Annotated in this window: 19 protein-coding genes, 1 tRNA gene and 1 pseudogene; 13 read left to right on the forward strand and 8 right to left on the reverse strand. The window is 68.3% G+C overall.

Annotated elements, in window-relative coordinates:
• From ABFS34_07820 to ABFS34_07850, 7 genes are all read left to right on the forward strand, one after another.
• Window positions 1-744 (forward strand): carboxypeptidase-like regulatory domain-containing protein, encoded by a 744-nt coding sequence (locus tag ABFS34_07820; protein ID MEN8375341.1) that lies wholly within the window; start codon window positions 1-3, stop codon window positions 742-744.
• Window positions 745-858: 114 nt separating this feature from the next.
• Window positions 859-1,185, forward strand: a complete 327-nt coding sequence (locus tag ABFS34_07825; GenBank protein ID MEN8375342.1) for an iron-sulfur cluster assembly accessory protein — start codon at window positions 859-861, stop codon at window positions 1,183-1,185.
• A gap of 86 nt (window positions 1,186-1,271) precedes the next feature.
• On the forward strand, window positions 1,272-2,210 hold the full coding sequence (locus ABFS34_07830; GenBank protein MEN8375343.1) for a mechanosensitive ion channel family protein: 939 nt from the start codon (window positions 1,272-1,274) through the stop codon (window positions 2,208-2,210).
• Window positions 2,203-2,901 (forward strand): MBL fold metallo-hydrolase, encoded by a 699-nt coding sequence (locus ABFS34_07835; GenBank protein MEN8375344.1) that lies wholly within the window; start codon window positions 2,203-2,205, stop codon window positions 2,899-2,901. Before ABFS34_07830 ends, ABFS34_07835 begins: the two co-directional genes overlap by 8 nt.
• Window positions 2,898-3,533, forward strand: coding sequence for a phosphoribosylglycinamide formyltransferase (gene purN / locus ABFS34_07840; protein MEN8375345.1), 636 nt, complete (start codon window positions 2,898-2,900; stop codon window positions 3,531-3,533). The genes ABFS34_07835 and purN overlap by 4 nt, the downstream gene beginning before the upstream one ends.
• The gene (purH, locus tag ABFS34_07845) at window positions 3,533-5,185 is read left to right on the forward strand and encodes a bifunctional phosphoribosylaminoimidazolecarboxamide formyltransferase/IMP cyclohydrolase (GenBank protein ID MEN8375346.1); all 1,653 of its coding nucleotides are present in this window, start codon (window positions 3,533-3,535) and stop codon (window positions 5,183-5,185) included. Before purN ends, purH begins: the two co-directional genes overlap by 1 nt.
• A gap of 68 nt (window positions 5,186-5,253) precedes the next feature.
• Window positions 5,254-5,337 (forward strand) — tRNA-Ser (locus ABFS34_07850).
• Window positions 5,338-5,430: 93 nt separating this feature from the next.
• On the opposite strand, the gene ABFS34_07855 is transcribed toward ABFS34_07850, so the two are convergent.
• Window positions 5,431-5,565, reverse strand: coding sequence for a hypothetical protein (locus tag ABFS34_07855; protein MEN8375347.1), 135 nt, complete (start codon window positions 5,563-5,565; stop codon window positions 5,431-5,433).
• Between the two features lie 111 nt (window positions 5,566-5,676).
• On the opposite strand from ABFS34_07855, the gene ABFS34_07860 reads away from it, so the two are divergent.
• The 4 genes and pseudogenes from ABFS34_07860 (at window position 5,677) to ABFS34_07875 (ending at window position 9,601) form a co-directional block, all read left to right on the forward strand.
• Entirely contained in the window at window positions 5,677-7,326 is a 1,650-nt protein-coding gene (locus ABFS34_07860; protein ID MEN8375348.1) for a cation:proton antiporter, read from the forward strand.
• A 66-nt stretch (window positions 7,327-7,392) separates the two neighbouring features.
• Window positions 7,393-8,343 (forward strand): annotated as a pseudogene (locus ABFS34_07865) (IS3 family transposase).
• Window positions 8,344-8,469: 126 nt separating this feature from the next.
• The gene (locus ABFS34_07870) at window positions 8,470-8,946 is read left to right on the forward strand and encodes a DUF411 domain-containing protein (protein MEN8375349.1); all 477 of its coding nucleotides are present in this window, start codon (window positions 8,470-8,472) and stop codon (window positions 8,944-8,946) included.
• A 193-nt stretch (window positions 8,947-9,139) separates the two neighbouring features.
• Complete coding sequence (locus ABFS34_07875; GenBank protein MEN8375350.1) at window positions 9,140-9,601, forward strand: hypothetical protein; 462 nt, start codon at window positions 9,140-9,142, stop codon at window positions 9,599-9,601.
• 103 nt (window positions 9,602-9,704) lie between these two features.
• Here ABFS34_07875 and ABFS34_07880 read toward each other — a convergent pair whose 3' ends face one another.
• From ABFS34_07880 to ABFS34_07900, 5 genes are all read right to left on the reverse strand, one after another.
• Complete coding sequence (locus tag ABFS34_07880) at window positions 9,705-10,457, reverse strand: c-type cytochrome (GenBank protein MEN8375351.1); 753 nt, start codon at window positions 10,455-10,457, stop codon at window positions 9,705-9,707.
• Between the two features lie 11 nt (window positions 10,458-10,468).
• Window positions 10,469-12,583 carry an FAD-dependent oxidoreductase gene (locus tag ABFS34_07885; protein MEN8375352.1) on the reverse strand — a complete coding sequence of 705 codons (2,115 nt, stop codon included), beginning with the start codon at window positions 12,581-12,583 and terminating at the stop codon, window positions 10,469-10,471.
• Window positions 12,584-12,679: 96 nt separating this feature from the next.
• On the reverse strand, window positions 12,680-13,201 hold the full coding sequence (locus tag ABFS34_07890; protein MEN8375353.1) for a DUF4440 domain-containing protein: 522 nt from the start codon (window positions 13,199-13,201) through the stop codon (window positions 12,680-12,682).
• Between the two features lie 98 nt (window positions 13,202-13,299).
• Window positions 13,300-15,906: a protein kinase gene (locus ABFS34_07895; protein MEN8375354.1), complete on the reverse strand. Its 2,607-nt coding sequence runs from the start codon at window positions 15,904-15,906 to the stop codon at window positions 13,300-13,302.
• Entirely contained in the window at window positions 15,896-16,456 is a 561-nt protein-coding gene (locus ABFS34_07900; GenBank protein MEN8375355.1) for an ECF-type sigma factor, read from the reverse strand. Before ABFS34_07900 ends, ABFS34_07895 begins: the two co-directional genes overlap by 11 nt.
• Window positions 16,457-16,604: 148 nt before the next feature.
• Between ABFS34_07900 and ABFS34_07905 the strand changes: the two genes are divergently transcribed.
• Window positions 16,605-17,216, forward strand: a complete 612-nt coding sequence (locus ABFS34_07905; protein MEN8375356.1) for a hypothetical protein — start codon at window positions 16,605-16,607, stop codon at window positions 17,214-17,216.
• 29 nt (window positions 17,217-17,245) lie between these two features.
• Here ABFS34_07905 and ABFS34_07910 read toward each other — a convergent pair whose 3' ends face one another.
• The gene (locus ABFS34_07910; protein ID MEN8375357.1) at window positions 17,246-19,948 is read right to left on the reverse strand and encodes a TonB-dependent receptor; all 2,703 of its coding nucleotides are present in this window, start codon (window positions 19,946-19,948) and stop codon (window positions 17,246-17,248) included.
• A 151-nt stretch (window positions 19,949-20,099) separates the two neighbouring features.
• Between ABFS34_07910 and ABFS34_07915 the strand changes: the two genes are divergently transcribed.
• Window positions 20,100-20,528 carry a hypothetical protein gene (locus tag ABFS34_07915; GenBank protein MEN8375358.1) on the forward strand — a complete coding sequence of 143 codons (429 nt, stop codon included), beginning with the start codon at window positions 20,100-20,102 and terminating at the stop codon, window positions 20,526-20,528.
• A 32-nt stretch (window positions 20,529-20,560) separates the two neighbouring features.
• On the opposite strand, the gene ABFS34_07920 is transcribed toward ABFS34_07915, so the two are convergent.
• A partial coding sequence (locus ABFS34_07920; GenBank protein MEN8375359.1) for a hypothetical protein occupies window positions 20,561-20,821 on the reverse strand: 261 nt, incomplete at its 5' end.

Raw genomic sequence — 20,821 nt, forward strand, 5'->3', positions numbered from 1 at the left:
ATGGGCAGGCACGCGCGCATCCGGACCGGCCTCCTGGGGGCCTGGACCTCGGCCGCCTTCCTCCCCGCGGTGCTCTCGGCCCAGCAGGTCCCGCCGAGCGTGCCGGTGGAGGGGTGGGTCGTCGGCGCGCAGGAGGGCGCGCCGGTCCTCGGCGCGCGCGTATGGACCACGGGGGCGGAGCCCGCCTACACCGACGCCGATGGGCACTTTTCCATCGGCGCGCTGCCCGCCGGCGAGCGGACCCTGCACGTCACCCACCTCACGTACGCGGATCTCGAGCAGAAGGTGACGTTCGGGGGCGGACACCGCCGCCCCCGCCTCGCCATCGAGCTGGACACCGTGCGCGTGCGCAAGCTCCGGGAAGTGGACCGGCGACTGTACCTCGACAGGCGCCGCTTCGGCGAGTTCGTGCGGCTGCGGGAGCGCGCGGAATTGCTCGACATGTCGGGCGAGGAGCTGCTGCGCGAGGCCAGGCTGGTGATCCCCTTCGGCGGACCCTGCGAGCGCGATCCGCTGGGACAGCGTTGCCAGGTCAGGGACGGTCCGGTCGTGGCGCTGGACGACGATCCGGGCGTGCGGCGCCTGCGGGAAATGAGCTCTCTCGATCCCCACGGCCTGTACCTGGTGGAGCTCTACCCGGACCGGCGCTTCGCGCACGCCTACAGCGTGGACTTCATCGCCAGGGCCATGGAACGCCCCGGGCTTTTGATTCGGAGTCGCCGCATGCGGGATCAAGGATCTTGACCACCGCGAGTCGCTTGTCTAAAGTCCAGGAAACCGCCGCACCGCCAGGGTGTATTGGGTGCACGCCGCCGTGGGGGATGGCGCGACGCGGCTGAAGCTCGACAGGAGGATTACATGATCACGGTCACGCCGACCGCGGTTTCGGAAGTCAGGAAGTTCATCGAAGAGCAGGGCTCCGCGCAGAACGCGGGCCTGCGCGTTGCCGTGCTGCCGGGCGGTTGCTCCGGCTTCCAGTACGGCCTGAACATTGAGGACGACGCGGAGACCGACGACGAGATCCTGGACGTCAGCGGCCTGCGCGTGTTCGTCGATCCCTTCAGCATGCAGTATCTGGAAGGCGTCGAGATCGACTACGTCACGACCATGATGGGCGCCGGGTTCACGTTCAAGAACCCCAACGCCACGGGCGGGTGCGGTTGCGGGAGCTCCTTCACGGCCTGAGCTCCGCCGCCGACCCGGCGTGAGGCGCGGGCCCGCGGGATTGCGTCCCGCGGGCCTTCTTTTTTTCGCAACCGTGCGGGCAACCCATGCCGGAGTTCCTGCAGGCCCTACAGGATCGGTTGGGCGAGGCGTCTTCGCAGCGGCTGGTCCAGTCGCTGGCGATCGTGCTCGCGTTGCTGCTCCTCCGGTGGCTGGCGGTCCGGCTGGTGCTGCGGCGCACCGACGACCCGCGCGCGCACTACCAGGCGCGCAAGATCGTGTCCTACGTCACCGCCGCGCTCATCCTGATCCTGGTCGGACGGGTGTGGTTCCAGGGCGTGGCGTCGCTCGCCACGTTCATCGGCCTGGTCTCGGCCGGTGTGGCCATCGCGCTCAAGGACCCCATCACCGATGTCGCCGGCTGGGCGTTCATCCTGTCCCGCAGGCCGTTCGGGGTCGGCGACCGGATCCAGATAGGCGAGCACGCGGGCGACGTCGTCGACGTGCGCCTGTTCCAGTTCACGCTGCTCGAGATCGGCAACTGGGTGGACGCCGACCAGAGCACCGGTCGCATCATCCACGTCCCCAACGGCGAGGTCTTCACCAAGCCGCTGGCGAACTACGTGCGCGGTTTTCGCTTTATCTGGCACGAGATCCCGGTGCTGCTCACGTTCGAGAGCGACTGGAAGAAGGCCAAGACCATCCTCGGAGAGGTACTCGCCGAGCACGCCGAGAAGCTGACGCCGGACGCCGAGCGCAGGCTGCAGGTGGCCAGCCGGAGGTACATGATCTTCTACTCCGCGCTCACCCCCATCGTGTATACCACCGTGCGCGACAGCGGCGTGCTGTTGACGATGCGTTACCTGAGCGACCCGCGCCGGCGCCGCGGCACCGAGGAGACCATGTGGGAGGCGATCCTGGAGCGCTTCGCCGAGCACCCCGACGTGGACTTCGCCTACCCCACCGTGCGCTACTTCGACCACTTTTCGGAGGGCCACGGCGAGGAGGGCGCGGACGACAAGTTCGTCGGGGGCGTCGGTGGCTGAGCGGCCGCCCCCGCACCAGGAGCGCTACGAGTCTGGGGGGCTGGTGGTGGACACCTTCGTCGCCGCCGCCTTCGGCCAGAACGCGTACCTGGTCCGCGACGCCGCGACCGGGGCGACGGTGGCGGTGGATCCGGGGGGGGCGGCCGAGGAAATGGCGGACGCCGTCGATGCGGGGGGCGGGGAGCTCGCCGCCATTCTGCTGACGCACGCGCACTACGACCACGTGGAGGGTGTCGCCACGCTGCGGGACCGGCACCCGGCGCCGGTCCATCTGCCCGAGGGCGACCGGCTGCTGTATGCGCACGTGGGCGAGCAGGCGCGCATGTTCGGGCTCCCGGACCTGGACCTGCCCGAGCCCGACGCGGACCTGGCGCCGGGCTCCGGCGTGCGCTTCGGGGAAGCCGAGCTGACGGTTCGCGCCGCGCCCGGCCACTCGCCGGGGCACGTCATCCTGGTATCGTCGGCCGGGGAGTTCGCGCTCGTGGGGGACGTCATCTTCCTGGGCTCGATCGGCCGGACCGACCTGCCGGGAGGCGACTTCGCCACGCTCATGAGTTCCATCCGCGAGCAGGTGCTGTCGCTGCCCGATGCCACCGTGCTGTTCAGCGGCCACGGCCCGCCCACCACGGTGGGCCACGAGCGCCGCTCCAACCCGTTCCTGATCCCCCACTTCGGGGGCGGCCTGGCGTGAGGAGGGCCCGCCTGGCGGTGTTCGCCTCCGGGGGCGGGACCAACCTGCAGGCGATCCTCGACCACTGCGCCGGTGGCCAGGCCCGCGCGTCGGTGGAGCTGGTCGTGAGCGACCGGCCGGGCATCGGCGCGCTGAAGCGGGCCGCGGCGGCGGGCGCGCCGACGCTGGTCGTGCCGGTCGCTGGTCGCGACCGGGCCGACGTCGAGGCGGACCTGCTGGCCGCCCTGGAGGCGCACCGCATTGAGCTGATCGCGCTCGCGGGGTACTTGAGGCTCGTGCCGCCGGCGGTGGTCGGCCGCTTCCGCGGCCGCATCGTCAACGTCCACCCGGCGCCGCTGCCGCGCTTCGGCGGCCCCGGCATGTACGGCGAGCGCGTGCACCGCGCGGTGCTGGAGGCGGGCGTGGAGTCGTCCGGGCCCACGGTGCACCTGGTGGACGAGGAGTACGACCGCGGCGCCACGCTGGCGCACCAGCCGGTGCCGGTCCTGGAGGGCGACACGCCGGAGACGCTCGCGCGCAGGGTGCTCGACGCCGAGCACGCGCTCTACCCCCTGGTCATCGACCGCCTGGCGGCGGACATTGCCGGGGCGGACCACCCCGCGACCCTGCACACCGACTCACGGATCGATTGATGCCACGAGCGCTGCTGAGCGTCTCGGACAAGACCGGTCTGGCCGACTTCGCGCGCGGCCTGACGGAGCGCGGCTGGGAGCTGCTCTCCACGGGCGGGACGGCGCGCACGCTGCGCGACGCGGGCCTGGACGTGATCGACGTGTCGGCGGCCACCGGCCATCCGGAGATGATGGACGGCCGCGTGAAGACCCTGCACCCGGCCATCCACGCGGGCGTGCTGGCGCGCCGGGACAAACCCGCGGACCTGGAGGAGTTGGCGGCCCAAGGCTACGAGCCCATCGACCTGGTGGCGGTCAACCTGTACCCCTTCCGGGAGTCGGTGGCGGCCGGCGCCGAGGGGGCCCGGGCCATGGAGAATGTCGACATCGGCGGCCCGACGCTGCTGCGCGCGGCGGCCAAGAACCACGCCGGCGTGATAGCGCTCGTGGACCCCGCGGACTACGCGGCCATCCTGGCCGAGCTGGACGCCGATGGCCCCGACGGCGCCCGGCGAAGGGAACTGGCGGCCAAGGTGTTCGCGCACACGTCGGCCTACGACGAGGCGATCGCGGGGCACCTCGACCCGGCGGGTAGGGCGGTGGCGCGGGAGGCCGACGGCGAGCCGGTCCGCAAGGTGGCCGCCGCGGACGCAGCGCCCAGCGGCACCACCGAGGCGTTCGAGGCGAGCGTCCCCGAGGAGGGCGCCGAGGGCGTCTTCCCGGCGACCCTCACGGTCACCCTGACCAAGGTCCAGGACCTGCGCTACGGCGAGAACCCGGACCAGCCCGCCGCCTTCTACGCCGAGGCCGGCGCGCGCGGAGGGCTCCCCTCGCTCGAGCAGGTGCAGGGCAAGGAGCTGTCGTTCAACAACCTGCTTGACGTGGAGGGGGCGCTGATGGCGGCCTCGCCGTGGGCCGACGCGGAGCGCGCCGCGTGCGCCATCGTGAAGCACACGACGCCGTGCGGCGTGGCGCTGGGCGAGGACGTGGCCGACGCCTACGAACGCGCGTTGGCGTGCGACCCGGTGTCGGCGTTCGGCGGCATCGTGGCGGTGACGCGGGCGCTCAGCGCCTCCGCCGCCGAGGCCATGGCCGGCCACTTCCTGGAGGTGATAGTCGCGCCCGCCTTCGAGCCGGGGGCGGTGGAGGTGCTGGCCCGCAAGAAGAACCTGAGGCTGCTGCGCATCCCCGGCGCCGCGGGCCCCGAAGGGCTCGACCTCAAGCGCGTGCGCGGCGGCGTGCTGGTGCAGAAGGCCATGCGCATGCGCTTCGACGAAGCCGCCTGGCGCGTCGTGACCGCGCGCCAGCCCAGCGACGCGGAGATGAAGGACCTGCGCTTCGCCTGGCGCGCCTCCGCGAGCGTGAAGTCGAACGCCATCGTGCTCGCCCGCGACGAGCGCACCGTGGGCATCGGCGCGGGGCAGATGAGCCGCGTGGATGCGTCCCGCCTGGCCATCCTGAAGGCCCGCGACCGCGACGTGGACCTGCAGGGCGCCGTGCTCGCCTCGGACGCCTTCTTCCCGTTCCGCGACGGCGTGGACGCGGCCGCCGAGGCAGGCGTCACCGCCATCGTGCAGCCCGGCGGCTCGGTCCGCGACGAGGAGGTCGTCGCCGCCGCCGACGAGCACGGCGTGGCGATGGTGTTTACCGGGCGGCGCGTCTTCCGGCACTAGGGCGGCGGGCGGCGGGCCCGAAAACGCCCTGGAGCCCGGCACCCGAATCCGGTAGACTCCGGGCACTGGGAGGGCTAGACCTAACTGGTAAGGCAGCGGTCTTGAAAACCGCCGGGCGCAAGCCCATCGGGGTTCGACTCCCCGGCCCTCCGTGCGGTGTGGGACAACGAGTTACGGCGTTGTGGCGCCGGCCGGTCCATGTGATGGTAGCTCTCTCGGGCACACCAGTGGGCACACGCTGTCGCTCAAGCCAACTCCCGGAGCGGATTGTGCACGTCGCCGTCCTCGTCGATCAGCGCCCGCAGGTGCTCCTTCGCCAGGTGGGTGTATCCAAGCGTTGTTCGGATATCGGCGTGACCCAAGGCGGTAGGTGTCGTCAAGGAGTTCCGAGCTGAACGCCTCGCAGGTGCGACGAGTTCGTGCGCCTCATGCTTGAACGACGCACCGGCTAAGAATCCAACACGACCGGAATCACGGAGAGCTGAACGCGCATGGCTACGTGGACCATACTCCAGGACGTGCTGATCCTGCTGCTGGGTGCAATGCTCCTAGGCGCGTTGTTCGATAGGCTCAAACAAGACGCGGTACTTGGGTACTTGCTCGCCGGCGCCTTGCTTGGCCCGCATGCGTTCGATGTGATTCCCAATCGTGATGTGATCCTGGGAATCGCTGAGCTCGGCGTCGCGCTCCTGTTGTTCGCGATCGGAATGGATTTCTCATGGCGCAAACTGCGGCGCATTGGTCCTGTCGCCCTCGGGGGCGGGACACTACAAGTCGTGATCACGACCGCGATTGGGACGGCGATCGGCCGGGCTTTGGGGCTCGATATGCGGCAGGCTGTTGTCGTCGGGGCAATGGTCGCTCTGAGTAGTACGGCCCTGGTCACGCGCCTGCTCCTTGACCGCGCGGAGATGGATAGTGTACACGGCCGAAATGCGGTGGGCATCCTACTCCTGCAGGACATCGCCGTCGTCCCACTCGTTCTGATCGTGACCGCCTTGGGAGATGACAGGCCATCAGGGGTGATCGGCTTGGAACTCGTCCGAGCGTTTCTGGCAGGGCTGGCACTGGTCGGCGTCATCTTCGTGCTCTTGCGATTCGTCTTTCCGCGGCTCGTGGAGTTTTCGGCGGAAAGCACGAATCACGACCTCCCGGTGTTGCTCGCCGTCGTCGTCGCGATTGGATGCGCCGCGGGAGCCCATGCGCTGGGGTTGTCGCCGCTTCTTGGGGCGTTCGTCGGAGGCGTGATGTTGTCCCAATCACCATTCGGCACCCAAGTCCGCGCGGACGTCACTCCGTTGAAAGCACTGTTCGTAACGTTGTTTTTCGCCGCGATCGGCACGTTGACCAATCCGCAGATGATAGTCGAGCAATGGAGCGCCGTCGGTGGGCTTGCCGCGAGTATCGTCGTGGGCAAGTCGATAGTCGTCTTCGCAGTTGTTCTGCTGTTCCGGTCTCCGGTGGGCGCTGCTGCCGCGACCGCGCTGTGCCTAGCGCAAATCGGTGAGTTTTCCTTTGTCCTACTCGAGATCTCCCGCAGTGCGCAACTCATCAGTCTAGAGTTCTTTGAACTCATGGTCACGGTCGTTGTTGCGACGCTATTTGTGAGTCCGTATCTCGTGGCCCTCGCAGCGCGTGTGGCTCGGATGAAGTGGAGGGGCTATATGCCGGCTCATGATGCTGGAGAAGGAGACGACCGCCGCTCGGTGCAGGTGGTTCTTGTCGGGTTTGGACCGGCTGGCCGGACCGTCGCGGAACAGTTGAAGAACCAGAAGATCTCCTTCGCGCTCGTCGAACAGCACGTCGCTCGGGCTCGTAAGGCAGAAGCTCTGGACATTGACGTGATTATTGGCGATGCCACGAGAAAAGACGTCCTGCGCCGTGCTGGAGTAGGTAGCGCGAAAGCCGTAGCGATCACTGTGCCCGATCCCGCGGTAGCCCAGCGCATCACCGCACAAGCGCGATCTCTCGCAAGGGGCGCGGTTATTGTCGCGCGAAGTCGATACCAACGCCACAGTGAAGATCTTCACGACTCAGGCGCGACCTTCGTGTCGGACGAGGAATCGCTGGTTGGCCTCGAAATCGCGTCAAAGCTCACGGGAACTCTCGACGCGGGGATACCGAAGACCAAAGCCCTTTGACGGGCTGGATAACGCGCTTGGAGCGGCGGACGTCTTCGGCGTCATGCGTCGCCGTCCCCGCCGGAGTTGCGGCGACAGATGGTCGAGCTGGTCAGGAGTGGGCGCACGCCTGAAGAACTGGCCACAGAATTCGAGCCTTCGGCCTCGGCGATCCGGAACTGGGTTCGCCAGATGGACCTGGTCGAGGGCCGTCGTAGTGATGGGCTGACGAAGGAAGAGCGGGAGGAGCTGCGCCGGCTGAGGCGCGAGAACAAGCGACTGCGGCTGGAGCAGGAGATCCTGAAAAACGCCGCGGCCTGGTTTGCACGGGAGAGCGGGTCGGTCCCCGAGCGGGGTACGAATTCGTGAGAGCCAACCAGGCCAGCTTGCCGGTCCGGGCGATGTGCCGAGTGCTGGGTCTCTCCCCCAGCGGCTACTACGCCTGGCTCAGCCGTCGGTGAGGGCGGTGGGCGACCAACGCCTGAAGCGCCGGATAAGGCAGATCCACCGAGAGAACCGGGGCGTATACGGCCGGCCCCGGATCCACGCCGAGCTCAAGGACGAGGGCGTGCGGGTGGGAGGCAAGCGGGTCGCACGGCTGATGCGCGAGGCCGGCCTTCGCGGCGCGAGCCGGCACAAGTGGGTCGTGACGACGAAAAGGGATAGGGACGCCCACCTACGTGCCGACCTGGAGCGGCTTCCTGTATCTGGCGGTCGTCGTGGACGCGTGGAGCCGGCGGGTCGTGGGCTGGTCGATGGCCACGCACCTGCGTAGCACGCTCGTGCTCGACGCGCTGGAGATGGCGCTCGGCCGACGCCGTCCGAAGGGAGTCATCCACCATTCCGACCAGGGCACGCAGTACACTTCCATCGCCTTCGGCCTGCGCTGCAAGCAGGCCGGCGTCAGGCCCTCCGATGGGCTCGGTCGGCGACGCCTACGACAACGCCCTGTGCGAGAGCTTCTTCGCCACGCTCGAGTGTGAGCTCTTCGAGCGCCGTCATTTTCGGACCCAGGCCGAGGCGAGGATGGCGATCTTCGACTCCCCGGCCCTCCGTATCAGGTTCGCCAGTTTCCTGACACTTTTCGGACAGTGCCGGCACCGGTGGAGTCGGCGGCCGCCCTACCTTAGTGGGGAGGCTTACTGCGACTTCGGAGGTGAACCGATGCATGACCGACGCAGCTTCCTCTCGAGCAGCGCCGCGGCAGCTGTCCTTTTGGCGTTGCCCAGACTGGCGGCATCCGAGCAGAGCGGGCGCTCACCCAAGGTCGCCGAGATGGTCATCCGTAAGAACCCGGGCTGCATGTGCTGCAACGCGTGGGCTACGCACCTGGAGGACGCAGGATTCGCGACCCGGATCGAAGAGCTTACCGATCCGGCTGCCTTCAAAGACGAAATGCGGATCCCAGCGGATCTGCGCTCGTGCCACACCGGCGTGATTGGCGACTATGTCGTGGAGGGTCACGTGCCCGCCGCGGATGTCTCGAGGCTACTCGACACGACACCGGAGATCCGTGGGATCGCGGCGCCCGGAATGCCGCTCGGCTCGCCGGGCATGGAAATGGGTGACCGAATCGACCGGTTCGAGGTCATCGCCTTCGGAGGCGGCGACGGAGAGTACGTCTTCTCTACCCACGGGTAGCCAGGATCTGCCGGTAGTCACTCCGTAGTAGCTCCAGCAGATCGGCGGTACGCCGCTGACGGTGGTCGAACCCTCCATTCGCGCAGATACCTTCGATTGGGGTTCGACTCCCCGGCCCTCCGTTGTGCCACGAAGGTCTCCCGCCTTATCCTCTTCTTCTGCCCGCCATCCCCCATCAATCCGGGAGGTACCGATGACGGTACGCACGCATGGCATTCTGGCCGTATGCGTCCTGTTGCTCATTCCGATCGGCGTGACCGCGCAGGATGACGACGATGACGAAGGACCGGAGATCCGGTACCTGACCACCTCTCAGTTCCACCTGGCCTACGGCGACGATCGGCAAGCGGTCATGTGGTGGGTGGACAGCGTGAGCGTGCCGATCAACGAGATGGACCCCAACGTCCTTTGGTCCCGTGTGGCAGTGCACAACTACGGCCCCAACGGCGGCGATGTGGTGTTCATGTCCGAATACGCCGACTGGGCGTCGATCAACGCGCCGTGCGAGCCGTGCGACGAGTGGTTCGAGGAACGCCAGCCTGAGGAAGGAACGCCAGAGAGAGAAGAGTGGGACGCGAATCTGGCGACGTTCCTCAAGTACTACAGCACGCATGAGGACCAGATCTTCTCCATCAACATGGATCGAGCGAAGTAGGGTAGGCGAGGCTCTGGGGGCCGGCGGCCGCGACGCCGCCGGCCCGCGGCCCGCCGGATCGGAAGCCGCTCTCATTCGGGTACGTCGTTGGGTGTGCCCCGCGCTATGGGTCCTGCTCGATGACGACGCGAGCCAGGCTCTGCGGATCGGGTCGGAGCTCCTCGTCGCCCGCCGGTGCCCCGCTCACGGAGAGCATGTAGGCGATGACGTCGACGTACTCCTGGTCGGTCAGAGAGCCCGGGTTGTTCTCCGGCATCCTCGCCCGCATGTACTCGAACAGCGTGGCGAGCGATCTCTGACCCCAGTCGCGCAGGAACTTCGCCCGTGCAAGCGGGGGTGTCGACCGCATGTCCGGGTCGTCCGGCGCGCCGTTCAGCCTGCGGCCGTGACACCAGCCGCATGGGCCCGGATACACCGTTTGGCCCCGTTGCGCCTGCGCCTCCGTGAATACGCCATCCCAGACCGACGCCATCGGGCCTGTCTCCTCGAGCCCCTCCAGCACCGCTGCAGCTTCCTCCGTACTCACCTTACCGAAGTCGTTCGCCCACGCGTTACGAACGTAGTTCGTCAGAGACGCGATCTCCTCGGCGCTCAGGTCGGGGAAGGGAGGCATGGCGCCTCGCCCACGCGCGATGTTGGTCACGATCAACTCGAAGTCCCCGAGTCGCTCGTTGCCACTCAGGGCCGGGAAAGACGGCGGAGTCCCCGTGCCCGAGTCCCCGTGGCAAAGCGCGCAGCTGTTCTGGAAAAGCCGCTGGCCCCGCTCGAACGCCGACCCCTGATCGCCCTGCTGGGCGACGGAGACCTGGGCCAGGAGAAAGGCGACCCCCAGCACACCCGGTACGATCTTGAGCATTCGGGTCGCGCTTACTCGGACGGCTCTTCGGCCGCGTGCGTGCCGGCGATGTAGCCGTGTACGTGTCCCTTGCCCAAGCCGTGCTTGTTGAAGCCCCCTACGGCCTCGCCGCCCGCATAGAGGCCCGGGATCACCTCACCCCGCATGTCCACCACCTGCTGCCGGCCGTTGACGCGCAGTCCGCCGTACGAGTCGTGCCAAACCACCATTACCGAGAGCGCGTAGTAGGGCGGCGTCGCGATCGGGTGCATTTCTCCGTCCTCTTCACGCTCGAACTCCGGATCGGCGCCCGCTTCGACATAGCCGTTCCAGGTCGCCACGGTTTCGGCCAGGTACCGGAGCGGCATCCTCTGGTACTCGTTGCCCGCGGCGATCTTGTCGGCCAGCTCCTCGATCGTGTCGGCCGCGAAGAAGTATCCGTTGTCGGCCACGTAGGGGTACCGTAGCTCCGCGCCGGCGCGTTCGAGGGCGTCCTGGTCGAAAATCGCCCACAGCGGCCCGGAGTAGTAATGCGGCGGCTCCGACCCTTCGTTGATCGCCAGCGCAGCCGCAAGGCCGTGGTCGTAGTCGTACATCTCCCGGATCCATTCCTTGGTGCAATTGCGCCAGTCCAGCGGCGTGTGCTCGAGCCCCTGGCCCGGGGCGCCGCCATCGCCGGGGTAGGCGTTCAACCCGGGTCTCCGAACGAGGCGGATCTCGTTGAAGAAGCGCTTGCCGACCTGGTTCACGACGATCAACTCCTCGAAGCCGGCCCTACCGACGTTGATCCCGGTGGAGCCGCGGAAGCCGAACGTCGGGTGACCGGGCATCATGCCGGTGTACGCGTCCGGGGTGCCGAGGCGGGTCGAGAGGTGGAAGGTCACCGGATAGGACAGGTTCTGCTGCATCCCCGCCAGGTTCGCGCCGACCCTCAGGCCGGCGATGAGCGCGCTGGCGTCCTGACCGTGCGGGCCCAGCAGGGCACGACCGCTCGTCGGGAACGCGGGCTCGCGCATGGCGGGGTAGAACATGCTGCGGACCTGGGGATTGCCCGCGTGACCGCCGCTCGCGAGGATGACCGCCTTGCGCGCCCTGATGGTAACCGTTTCCCGCTGCTCGTCGAGGTTGCCGTTCTGCCAGTAGCTCTGCAGAAGCTCGCCGGTCTCCGGGTGGTGGCGCGGAGAATACTGGGCCCTGATTCCGAGCACCCGCCCCGAAGACGGCTCCTCGCGCACCAGCTCGTCGAAGCGGCGGTGAAGCATGAACTCGACGCCCTTCTCCCGGGCCGAGAACTCCAGCGGCCGGGCCAGGGCCACACCGTTGCCCACCGCGTTCGGTCCTACGAACCGACTCGCGTCGAACATCTGCGATGGCGCGAACGCACTGGTGCGCTCGGGGTCGGCCCTGCCGGCGTCCTCCGCGGTTATTGTGCCCGCCTTCACGTCGGTCCTGTCACCCAGCATGAGAAAGCAGACTGCCCCCCTGGCGCGCGACAGCCCCCCTCCGCCGTGGGTGCCGGCGACGCGTGAGAAGCGGACGTAGTTGTCGATCAGGAATTGCCTGGTGGCCGGGCAGTTCTCGGCCCAGGCCCGCATCATCTCGGGCTCGTTGTACCTGTAGGGGCTCTGCGCTTTGCGGTCGACGATCGACCAGTCGGTGACGTCGGTGAACAGCAGGTCGACGCTGTCGTCGAGCTCCTCGGGCTCGACCGCCGGATCTGCCGTGACGAACCCCTCGGCGTCGCTCTCGCCGTTCATGTCCCGCAGCTGGACCGGGTCACCCCCGCCGAGCGACAGGAAGGATCCGCTGTGCAGCATTCTGCCGCCCAGATCGAAGTTTTGATCGACAACGAGGACGGTGGCTCCCAGATCGGCCGCGCGAATGGCCGCGGTCAGGCCCGCGCACCCGCCGCCCGCGATGACGACATCCGCTTCGTAGTCCCATCCGCCTCCCGCCTGGGCGGCGAGTGAATAGTCCTCCTCCGCCTCCTCGCCGGCCGAACTCCTCGCGGCCACCTCGCCGGTCGTCAGCAGGGCCGCCGCCGCAAACCCGTCGGCGGCTCCCGTTTTGACGAAATCCCGCCTGCTTAGACGGCCCGCACCATCGAGTTGAGCATCGTTGGCCTCTTCTTCGCGCTTCCCAGCCATGGCTTTTCCCTCCTGCTGCCTGAAGCTGCTGGTCCCACCGTTAGTCCCCTCCGCCCGCACTCACGGTTGCCTCAGTTCATTCGTAAGCCCCACCGCCTACGTTTCACCTTCGCTCGCCGTAGCGTCTGCAGGCTCTGGCGCAGCTATCGGCAGGTTCGAGTTGTAGATGTCACGCGAAAGCGGCCAGGAGCCGTCCGGCTGCCTGCGCCGGATCTCGATGAACTTGCCGTTGTCCCGGATCGGCTCGGGCGCACCGGGCGGCGCCAACTCCAGCAAGTAGCTGCCCTGGACGTACGCGAGGTCCCCCCGACCCACGATCTCCTCGACCTCGATTTCGAAGGCGACGATAGGCGGAACCGAGGCCCAGTAATCCCTAATCGCGGAGCGTCCGGTGACCGCCGGTGCGTTCGGCGGCAGCAGGATCGCATCTTCGGTGTAGAGAGCGGCAAACGCGTCGAAATCGCCGGCGACGCCCGCCTCCGTGGCGGCGGCGTCAACCGCCCGAATCGCCTCGGCATCCGCCGCGGTCAGCTCCGACGGGGCCTGATCCACCGGTTGGCAGGCGGCGCTCACAAGCGTGATCGCGATCGCCAGGGTTGCCATGGGGCTGTGCCGCATAGTCTCCTCCTGAGTTGGTGAGGATCGCACCAGTAGGTGCTAACGGGCGTAAGGTGCGCGTGCAACACCTCCCGGCGCGGTGCGATATCCGCCGCCCGTCACCGACGCTCGAGACCGATCCTCTCCAGCAGGACGTCGAAGCGCGCATCGGACCGGAGGGGGTCGAACGCCGGGTTCACGTCGAGGTGCACCAACGCGACGTCGCGCTCCTCGTACGCTCGGTCCAGCCACGCGAACGCCCGGTCCCGATCGCCCAGGGCGCCGAACACGATCGCGATGTGGGTCCCCCCTACGTAGGCGGCGTCGGCCCGCTGCTCGAGCTCGGCGACCAATAGCTCGGCGTCGGCGCGCCGGCCGGCCCGGGCGTAGGCGTACCCGAGCGCGCCCAGAGCCATCGGCAGGCGGTCGGAGAGCCTGGTCGCCTCCTCGCAAGCCTCCGCCGCGCTGTCATACAGTCCCTTGCCGGCCAACGCCTGGCACAGCAGCCAGTGGCCTTGCCAGAAGTCCGGGAAGAACTGGAGACCCGCCCGGCTCAGCTCGATCGCCTGGTCGAAGTCGCGCATGTAGTTGAGGACCACTACCGGTCTGAACGAGGCGAACGGGACCATCCTGTCCAGGGAGGCGCCCCTTTCGACAACGGCCAGCGCTTCGGCGTAGCGGCCCGCGACCGATAGGACCTCGGCCAGGAAGTAGCCTGCGCGGCTCGGGTTGAGCTCGATGGCCCGTCGCGCTAGCCGCTCCGACTCGTCCCAGTCCCACTCCCAGTAGAATTGGACCGCGGCCAGCACATTGTGCGCGTGGGCGTTCGTGCTGTCGAAGCGCAGGGCGGCTCTCGCCAGCTCTGTAACGCGGGGCATGACTTCGGACGGCCGCCCCAGCCCGAAGAAGGCCGCGGAACCATAGGCTTCCGCCAGGGCAGCGTAGGCGGGCGCGAAGGTGGAGTCGATTTCGATCGCCTGACGAAAGTACCTCCGCGCCAACTCGAACCCCTCCCTGGACCTCAGCTCCACGTTGAACTGACCCAGGGCGAAGGCGTCGTAGGCTTCGGGGTCCACCGGTCCGCCCGCCGCGAGACGAGCGCCTTCGTCCCGGGTCAGCTCGATGCCCAGCTCCTCGGCGATCGAAAGCGCGACCTCGCTGCTGACCTCGTACACGCCTCCCAGGGGGCTGCGGTAGCTCGCCGTCCAGAGCTGCCGTTCCGGTGACGCCTCAACGAGCGTCGCCGTGATCGCGATGCTGTCGCCGTCCATGATCACGGAACCCTCCACGAGGGCGTCGACCTCGAGCTCGCGCGCTATCTCGGGGATGGGCGCGTCCGTGTTCCGATAGCGCGCGACCGAGGTGCGCGAGATCACGCCGAGGGATCCGATCTTGCCGAGCTCGGCGATCAGCGCGTCGTGCACCCCGTTGACGATGTGCTGGTGCTCGGCGTCGCCGGTGAGATTGGTCAGCGGCAGCACGGCGAGCCTCTCTATACGGGGACCTTGTCCGCTCGGGGGGCGGGTCGAGAGCCAGATGCCGCCGGCCAGCACGGCTACGACGGCCGGGACGGCGACTGTGGGCCGGCGTAGCGCGCGCCAGACCGCGGCGCCGCTCGGGACCCGGCGCCCACGCCCGACGGCGGGCGGCGGCTCCCGGATCGCCACGTCCGGGGATCCTCCCCGCCGCAAGGACCGCAGGTCGTCGAGCAGGTCCTCGGCGCTCCGGTAGCGGCCATCCGGCGTCTTGCACAGGAGCTTGTCGACGACCCACGCCACATCTTCCGGCAGATCGCTCCGCAGCGAGGACGGCGGGTCGGGGTCAGCGTGCAGGATCTTCTGGATCAGCGACGCCTGATCGTCCTCCCAGAAAGGTCTGACGCCGGTGAGCATCTCGTACAGCACGACGCCCAGCGACCACAGGTCCGTGCGCCCATCCAGTCGCGCCCCCGTCGCCTGCTCGGGACTCATGTACGCCACGGTGCCCGGTCGAACCCCTTCCTGCGTGACGTCTTCTCCCGCCGCCTTGGCCACGCCGAAGTCCAGGAGCTTGACCTCGCCGCGCTCGGTCAGCAGCACGTTCGACGGCTTCACGTCGCGGTGGACGATCTCGCTGTCGTGAGCTTCGTGGAGCCCCGCGGCGATCTGCGTCGCGATCTCGACCACCCTCTCTACGGGAAGCGGGCCCCGGCGGATGAGCTCGTCGAGGGTCTCGCCTTCGTACAGGGCGAACGCCATGTAGAGCTGCCCCTCCTCGGTTTCGTCGGTCTCGTAGAGGGTCGCGATGTTGGGGTGATCGAGCGCGGCGATGGCCCTGGCCTCCGACATGAAGCGCCGCTTCGCCTGGCGTCCGACTCCCAGGTAGGGCGGGAGCACCTTGAGCGCCACGCGTCGGCCCAGGCGCGTGTCCTCGGCCAGGTAGACCACCCCCATGCCACCCCGGCCGATCTCCCGGACCAGGCGGAAGGGCCCTACCTGTCGGCCCTCGACATCGTTGGGCGCCAAGGCTTCGAGGGCTTCGTCCAGCAGGCTCGCGGGCTCGTCGAAGCGAGGCCCGGCCCGGGCGTGCGCCTCGAGCAACGCTTCGACGTCAGACCGCAGCGCGTGGTCATCGGCGCACGCCGAGGCGAGAAAGGCGGGTCGCTCGTCGGGCGGGGTCTCCAGCGCGGCCCCCAGTACCGCGTCGATCCTCCGCCAGCGCTCCGGATCCAGGTCGCTAGGCTTCATGTATCTCCCGGACGAGCCAGGCCTTGGCCTTCTCCCACGCTCGGTCCACCGTGCGCGGCGCGACCCGGAGGGCGGCGGCGGTCTCGGCCACGGTCAGCCCTCCGAAGAAGCGGCACTCCACCACCCTGCACAGGCGTTCGTCGAAGCGCTCCAGGCGTCCCAGCGCCTCGTCCAGCTCGATCAGTTCCTCGGCCCGGTCATCCGACGCCGGCGCCGCGTCGCCTAGCGAGATCCTGCGCCAACCCCCCCCTCGCTTCTGCGTCCTCCGGCTCCTCGCGTGATCGACCACGATGTGGCGCATGGCGGTCGCCGCGAGCGCCAGATAGTGGGCGCGATCGTCGACGTCGACCCGGCTCTGGTCCACGAGCTTCAGGTACGCCTCGTGGAGCAGGCCGGTCGTCCGCAGCGTCGCTCCGCCGCGGCGTGCCAGCTCCCGGTGCGCGATGGCGTGGAGCTCGTCGTACAGCCTCGCCGTCAAGCGGTCGTGGGCGCCGCGATCCCCTTCCCGCATGGCCAGCAGCAGCTCGGTGGTGTCGTCGGAGGATCGCATGAGTCGGCGCGGCCCGGGTTGGCTATGGCGTGATCCGCGGCTCCTTCTCGTCTCCCCAAGTAGATGACCGTGGAGAACGCGGCCGAGGAATTCGCCGCCCTACCATCGAAACGTCCACGGTCGGCGGGTTGACCACAAGGAGGATCTCATGACCGCCATTGCCAAGCTCCGCACGATTTCGTCGGGCGCTGCCGTCTGTCTGGCCGCGCTGACGGCGAACGCGTGCGGCGATGGGGATCCCGCGGGGCCCGACGCCGCGCCGCACGACGAAGCCGGACAAGTCGTCGCCACCAGTCACGTCCCGGGCCCGCTGCCGTTCATGGGCACCGTTCGCGCCACGGAGCAGGTTCCGGGCGCCCCGACGGACGACTGCGATCTCGTCCTGCATACGGTACTGGAGGGCGAGCTGACCCACCTCGGAAGCTTCACCGGCGTGGGGGAGACCTGCGGCTTCAACGTGCGGCCCAACGAGGAGGAGCTGCCCGAGGAGTTTCCTGACGACCCGGGGATCGGTCCACCGCTTTACCTGGTCATCGACTTCACGCTCGTGCAAACCTACACGGCCGCAGACGGAGACGTACTGGAGGTCTCCGGAGTGGGGGTGCGGGCGCAGGGTCAGTTCGGCGCTGCGCTCGTCGGCAACGGTATCGTCGAGGGCGGCACGGGACGCTTCGCCGGGGCCACGGGGGAGTTCGACGTGTTCGGCGTCAACGGAGAGGTCGGCTACGACGGGTGGATCGACTACGACGCCTCGAGTTAGCCACGACGACCCAGTACGGTCCGGGCCGGTCACGAGGGGCCGACCCGGACCCCCAGCTCCAGCTGCCGCCCCGGGAACGCGGCGGCGGCCTGTCCGAAGAGCGGCGACCCGACGATTGTCGGCACCGAGTTGGGGAGGCCGTTGGTCGTATTGAAGAGGTTGTAGACGTTGAGCGCGAGCCCGATGCGCGCCCGGCCCGACGTCAGCGCGCTCCACGTCAGGCCGACGTCCGTCCGGAAGAAGTCGGGGCCCCGTCGCGCGTTCCTACCCTCGCCCGGTGGGCGATCGTTCGTGCGATCGAGGTCTCCGTTGTCGTCCCGCCCGGTGATGGCGGTGAACGGCCGGGCCGACGCGTATATCACCTTCGCCGCGACCGTGACATCGAGCGGGAGGCCGATCCCGCCGGTGGCGACCACGCGATGTCGCTCGTCCCACGCCGCCGGTCCCCACTCTCCGTCCAGGTCCAGGACGTCCGGATCATTCTGGGGGACGTCCGCGCCCCAGTTGTCGTTGGTGTTCTTTCTGTCGGCGAGCGTGTAGCCCACGTTCACCCAGCCCCGCGGGAACGCCTTTCGCATTTCCACGAGCAGCATCTTCGCGTCCGCACGCCCCGCGCTCACCATCTGCAAGATCTGCGCGAACTCAGGGTGTCGCGGCGCGCCCCCTTCGATGGGGTTGAGGTTGCGCTCCAGGAGGAGGTTCCTTCCCTGTACGAACAGCCCGTCGATCCGGATGATGACCTCGCCCGGGAGGCTGTGCTCGATTCCCAGGGAAGACTGGCGCGTCATCGCGGTCTCGATCTCAGCCGATGTCCACACGACCGGTGGCACGGTGTCCGGGTCGATCATGAGCTCGTCGATCGCCGTAGTCGCCGGGTTGAACACCTGTACCACCGGCACGCCCGAGCTCCGCTCCAGCGCCACCTGCGGAGCCGCGATGCTGGCGTCATAGAAGATCCCGAACCCGCCGCGCACCACGGTTCGACCGCCGCCGGTCGGATCCCATGCGAAGCCGATCCGGGGGGCGAGGTTGTCCTTGTCGATCGACCGCGGAAACGTGGGGATGAACGACACCTGGCCGGCGAAAGGGGAAACGAAGTCCTGGTTCGTGCCGTTCGTCTCGATGTCGTAGCGAAGGCCGAGAGCGAGCGTAAGCCCGGGGGTGGGACTCCAGTCGTCCTGTGCGTAGAAGGCGAGCTGAAGGTTGCGGGCGTCGAGCTCGATGGCCGGCGGGTCGAAGGAGATCTGGCCCCGCGCTGGCAGGGGGTCCGTATCCTCCCGGAAGAAGAAGGCGCCGTCCTCGAAGAACGCGGACTGCGTCTCGTTGTCGAGCCAACTGAGATGGGTGCCGAAGCTGACGCGATGGGTGCCGCTGCGACCGGTCGAGATCAGCGACACGTCGTCCCGTAGCTCGGCGCGCAGGCTGCGACTCCGCTCTTCGCCCTGGTGGGGACCGGCCGACAGGCTTGGGTAGAAGAGCGTCGGGCCGGGCGAAGCGTTCCGGAGCAGGGACCGTTGCGTACTGATGACGTGAAGCCGGGCCTCGTTGAGCCATCCGCTCGGCAGCATCCAGCGGTGGGCGACCAGGACGCTGTGCATGTCCAACGTGTTGTTCTGGCCGTACTCCAGAGCGCTGGTTCCACCCACGCCGAATAGTTCCTCTCCGATTTCGCCGGAGTAGCGGAGGGTGAGCTCGTGGCCTTCGCCGGCCCGATGATCGATCCGCGCGAACAGCAGGTTGTCCGTGAAAGGCGTCTTGAACGTCCCCTCGAAGCCAGGGAACGCGCCGCCCGTGTTGACCGTGGAGAAGGTATTCTCCGCGCGACGCTCGAAGGCCGCGAAGAAGTGCGTACGGCCGGCCGAGATCGGACCGCCGAGCGCGGCGCCCCAGTGCGATCGGTTGAAGTCCGGCTTTTCTGTTTCGAACGCTCCGAGCGCCGTGAGCGTCTGATGGCGATAGAGTCCGAACGCTTCGCCGTGCAGCTCGTTGCCGCCGCTGCGCGTGGCGACGTTGATGATTCCCGAGGCCGCTCTTCCCAACTCGGCGGAATACTGGCTCTGAACGACCTCGAACTCCTGGATCGCGAGCAGGGGAAGCGACCCGTTCAGGTCCCCGAACAGGCCTTCCGTGAAATCCCCGCCGTCTACCAGGACCCCGAGCGACTGCCGGTTGAGCGCACCTACGGACGTGCCGTTGGTCCCGAAGGGCGGCGGCCCCCCGGTCTCTACGGTGCCCGCCGTCGCCCCCGGCACGAGCTGCGCCAGCTCGATGAACTGTCGCGCTTCCTCCGGAAGCTGCTCGATCCGTTGACGATCGAGCACGTAGGACACCTCGGAGTTCGTGGTCTCTAACGGCGGCCCGCCGACGCGCACGCTCAGTGGCTCCAGCTCGACTGCCGATGGGTGCAGCGTGAAATCGATCGTGATCGTTTGACCGATCGACAGCCGCACGCCCTCGCGCGTCGTCGCCCGCAGCCCGATGCGCCCGGCGGTGAGGTCGTAGCCCCCCGGGGGAAGGCCCCGCAGCCAATAACGCCCTGACGAGGAGGTGGAGACCCGATAGGCGAAGCCGGTGGTCCGGCTGAGCGCCAAGACGTCGACGTCGGCGAGCGGCTCGGAAGCGGAATCCCGCACGACGCCAATGATCTCGGCCGTCGGAGCCTGCCCGGCGAGGGGGAGGGCCGCCGCGGTCATCAGCGGCAATACGATCAGCATTCGGGCGCCGCGGGCCACGGCCGCCCTCCTTCGATTGGGTCTCTCAGCCGGCACCGTCAGGTCGCCTCGTGAGACTCCTTCATGAAATATAGAGAGTCCGAGGCCCGTTCCTCCACATCTACGTCGCGGGAGGGTCGCGCGCTGCGCCCGGCGCAGGCATGTTGGTCCGATGACTGAGCTGCTGCTGTGGCCGGTCCCGGCCATCGGCGCTCTGCTGGTCGCGGCCCTCGCATTCTGGGCGGGTCGCATGGTCGGTCGCGCTCAGCCCGGCGAGTCCACGACCGGCGAGCCTGACGGGGGTGGGGTGGCGGGCGGCGCGGACAAGGCGGCCGCCGGCTTACCGCAGGATCATCCCCTCCGGGACGAGATGCTGGGGATCATGCGCTCGCTGGAGAAGGCGGGCGGCCAGTCCGTCATTCTGGAGGTCGCGGCCAGGGTGCTCGGCAGCTCGAGGGTACGCGTGGAGGAGGCGGCGGAGGCCTTGTCCGCGCTGGGACTCGTCTCGGTAAACTCCCCGTTGCGTCGTCCTAACTACGTGCAGATCACCGAGCGGGGACGTCGGTGGCTGGAGTCGTTCGGATCCGTCGGAGGCGATTGACGCGGGGGCGCCGACCCTCACGCGGTGGTACGTCAGTCCCCGTGCTTGCACTGCCCGAATGATTCGCCGCCATCGGCTGGGGTTTCCCCGCCGAAGGCCGGGCGCAGGCAATCCTCCGAGGCGTCGAACGAATCGGCTATGGTGTCGCCGAAAGCCACCAGGATGGGGAGAATCACGACCGCCAGCAGGGCCAGGAGCAACGCGTATTCCGCGATGTCCTGCCCGCTTTCGTCGCGCCACAGACGTACCACCAACCCCGTTCCCATCGTCGGGCCCTCCATAACTATCGCCGC

The sequence above is a fragment of the Gemmatimonadota bacterium genome, assembly GCA_039715185.1.
Taxonomy (GTDB): Bacteria; Gemmatimonadota; Gemmatimonadetes; order Longimicrobiales; family RSA9; genus DATHRK01.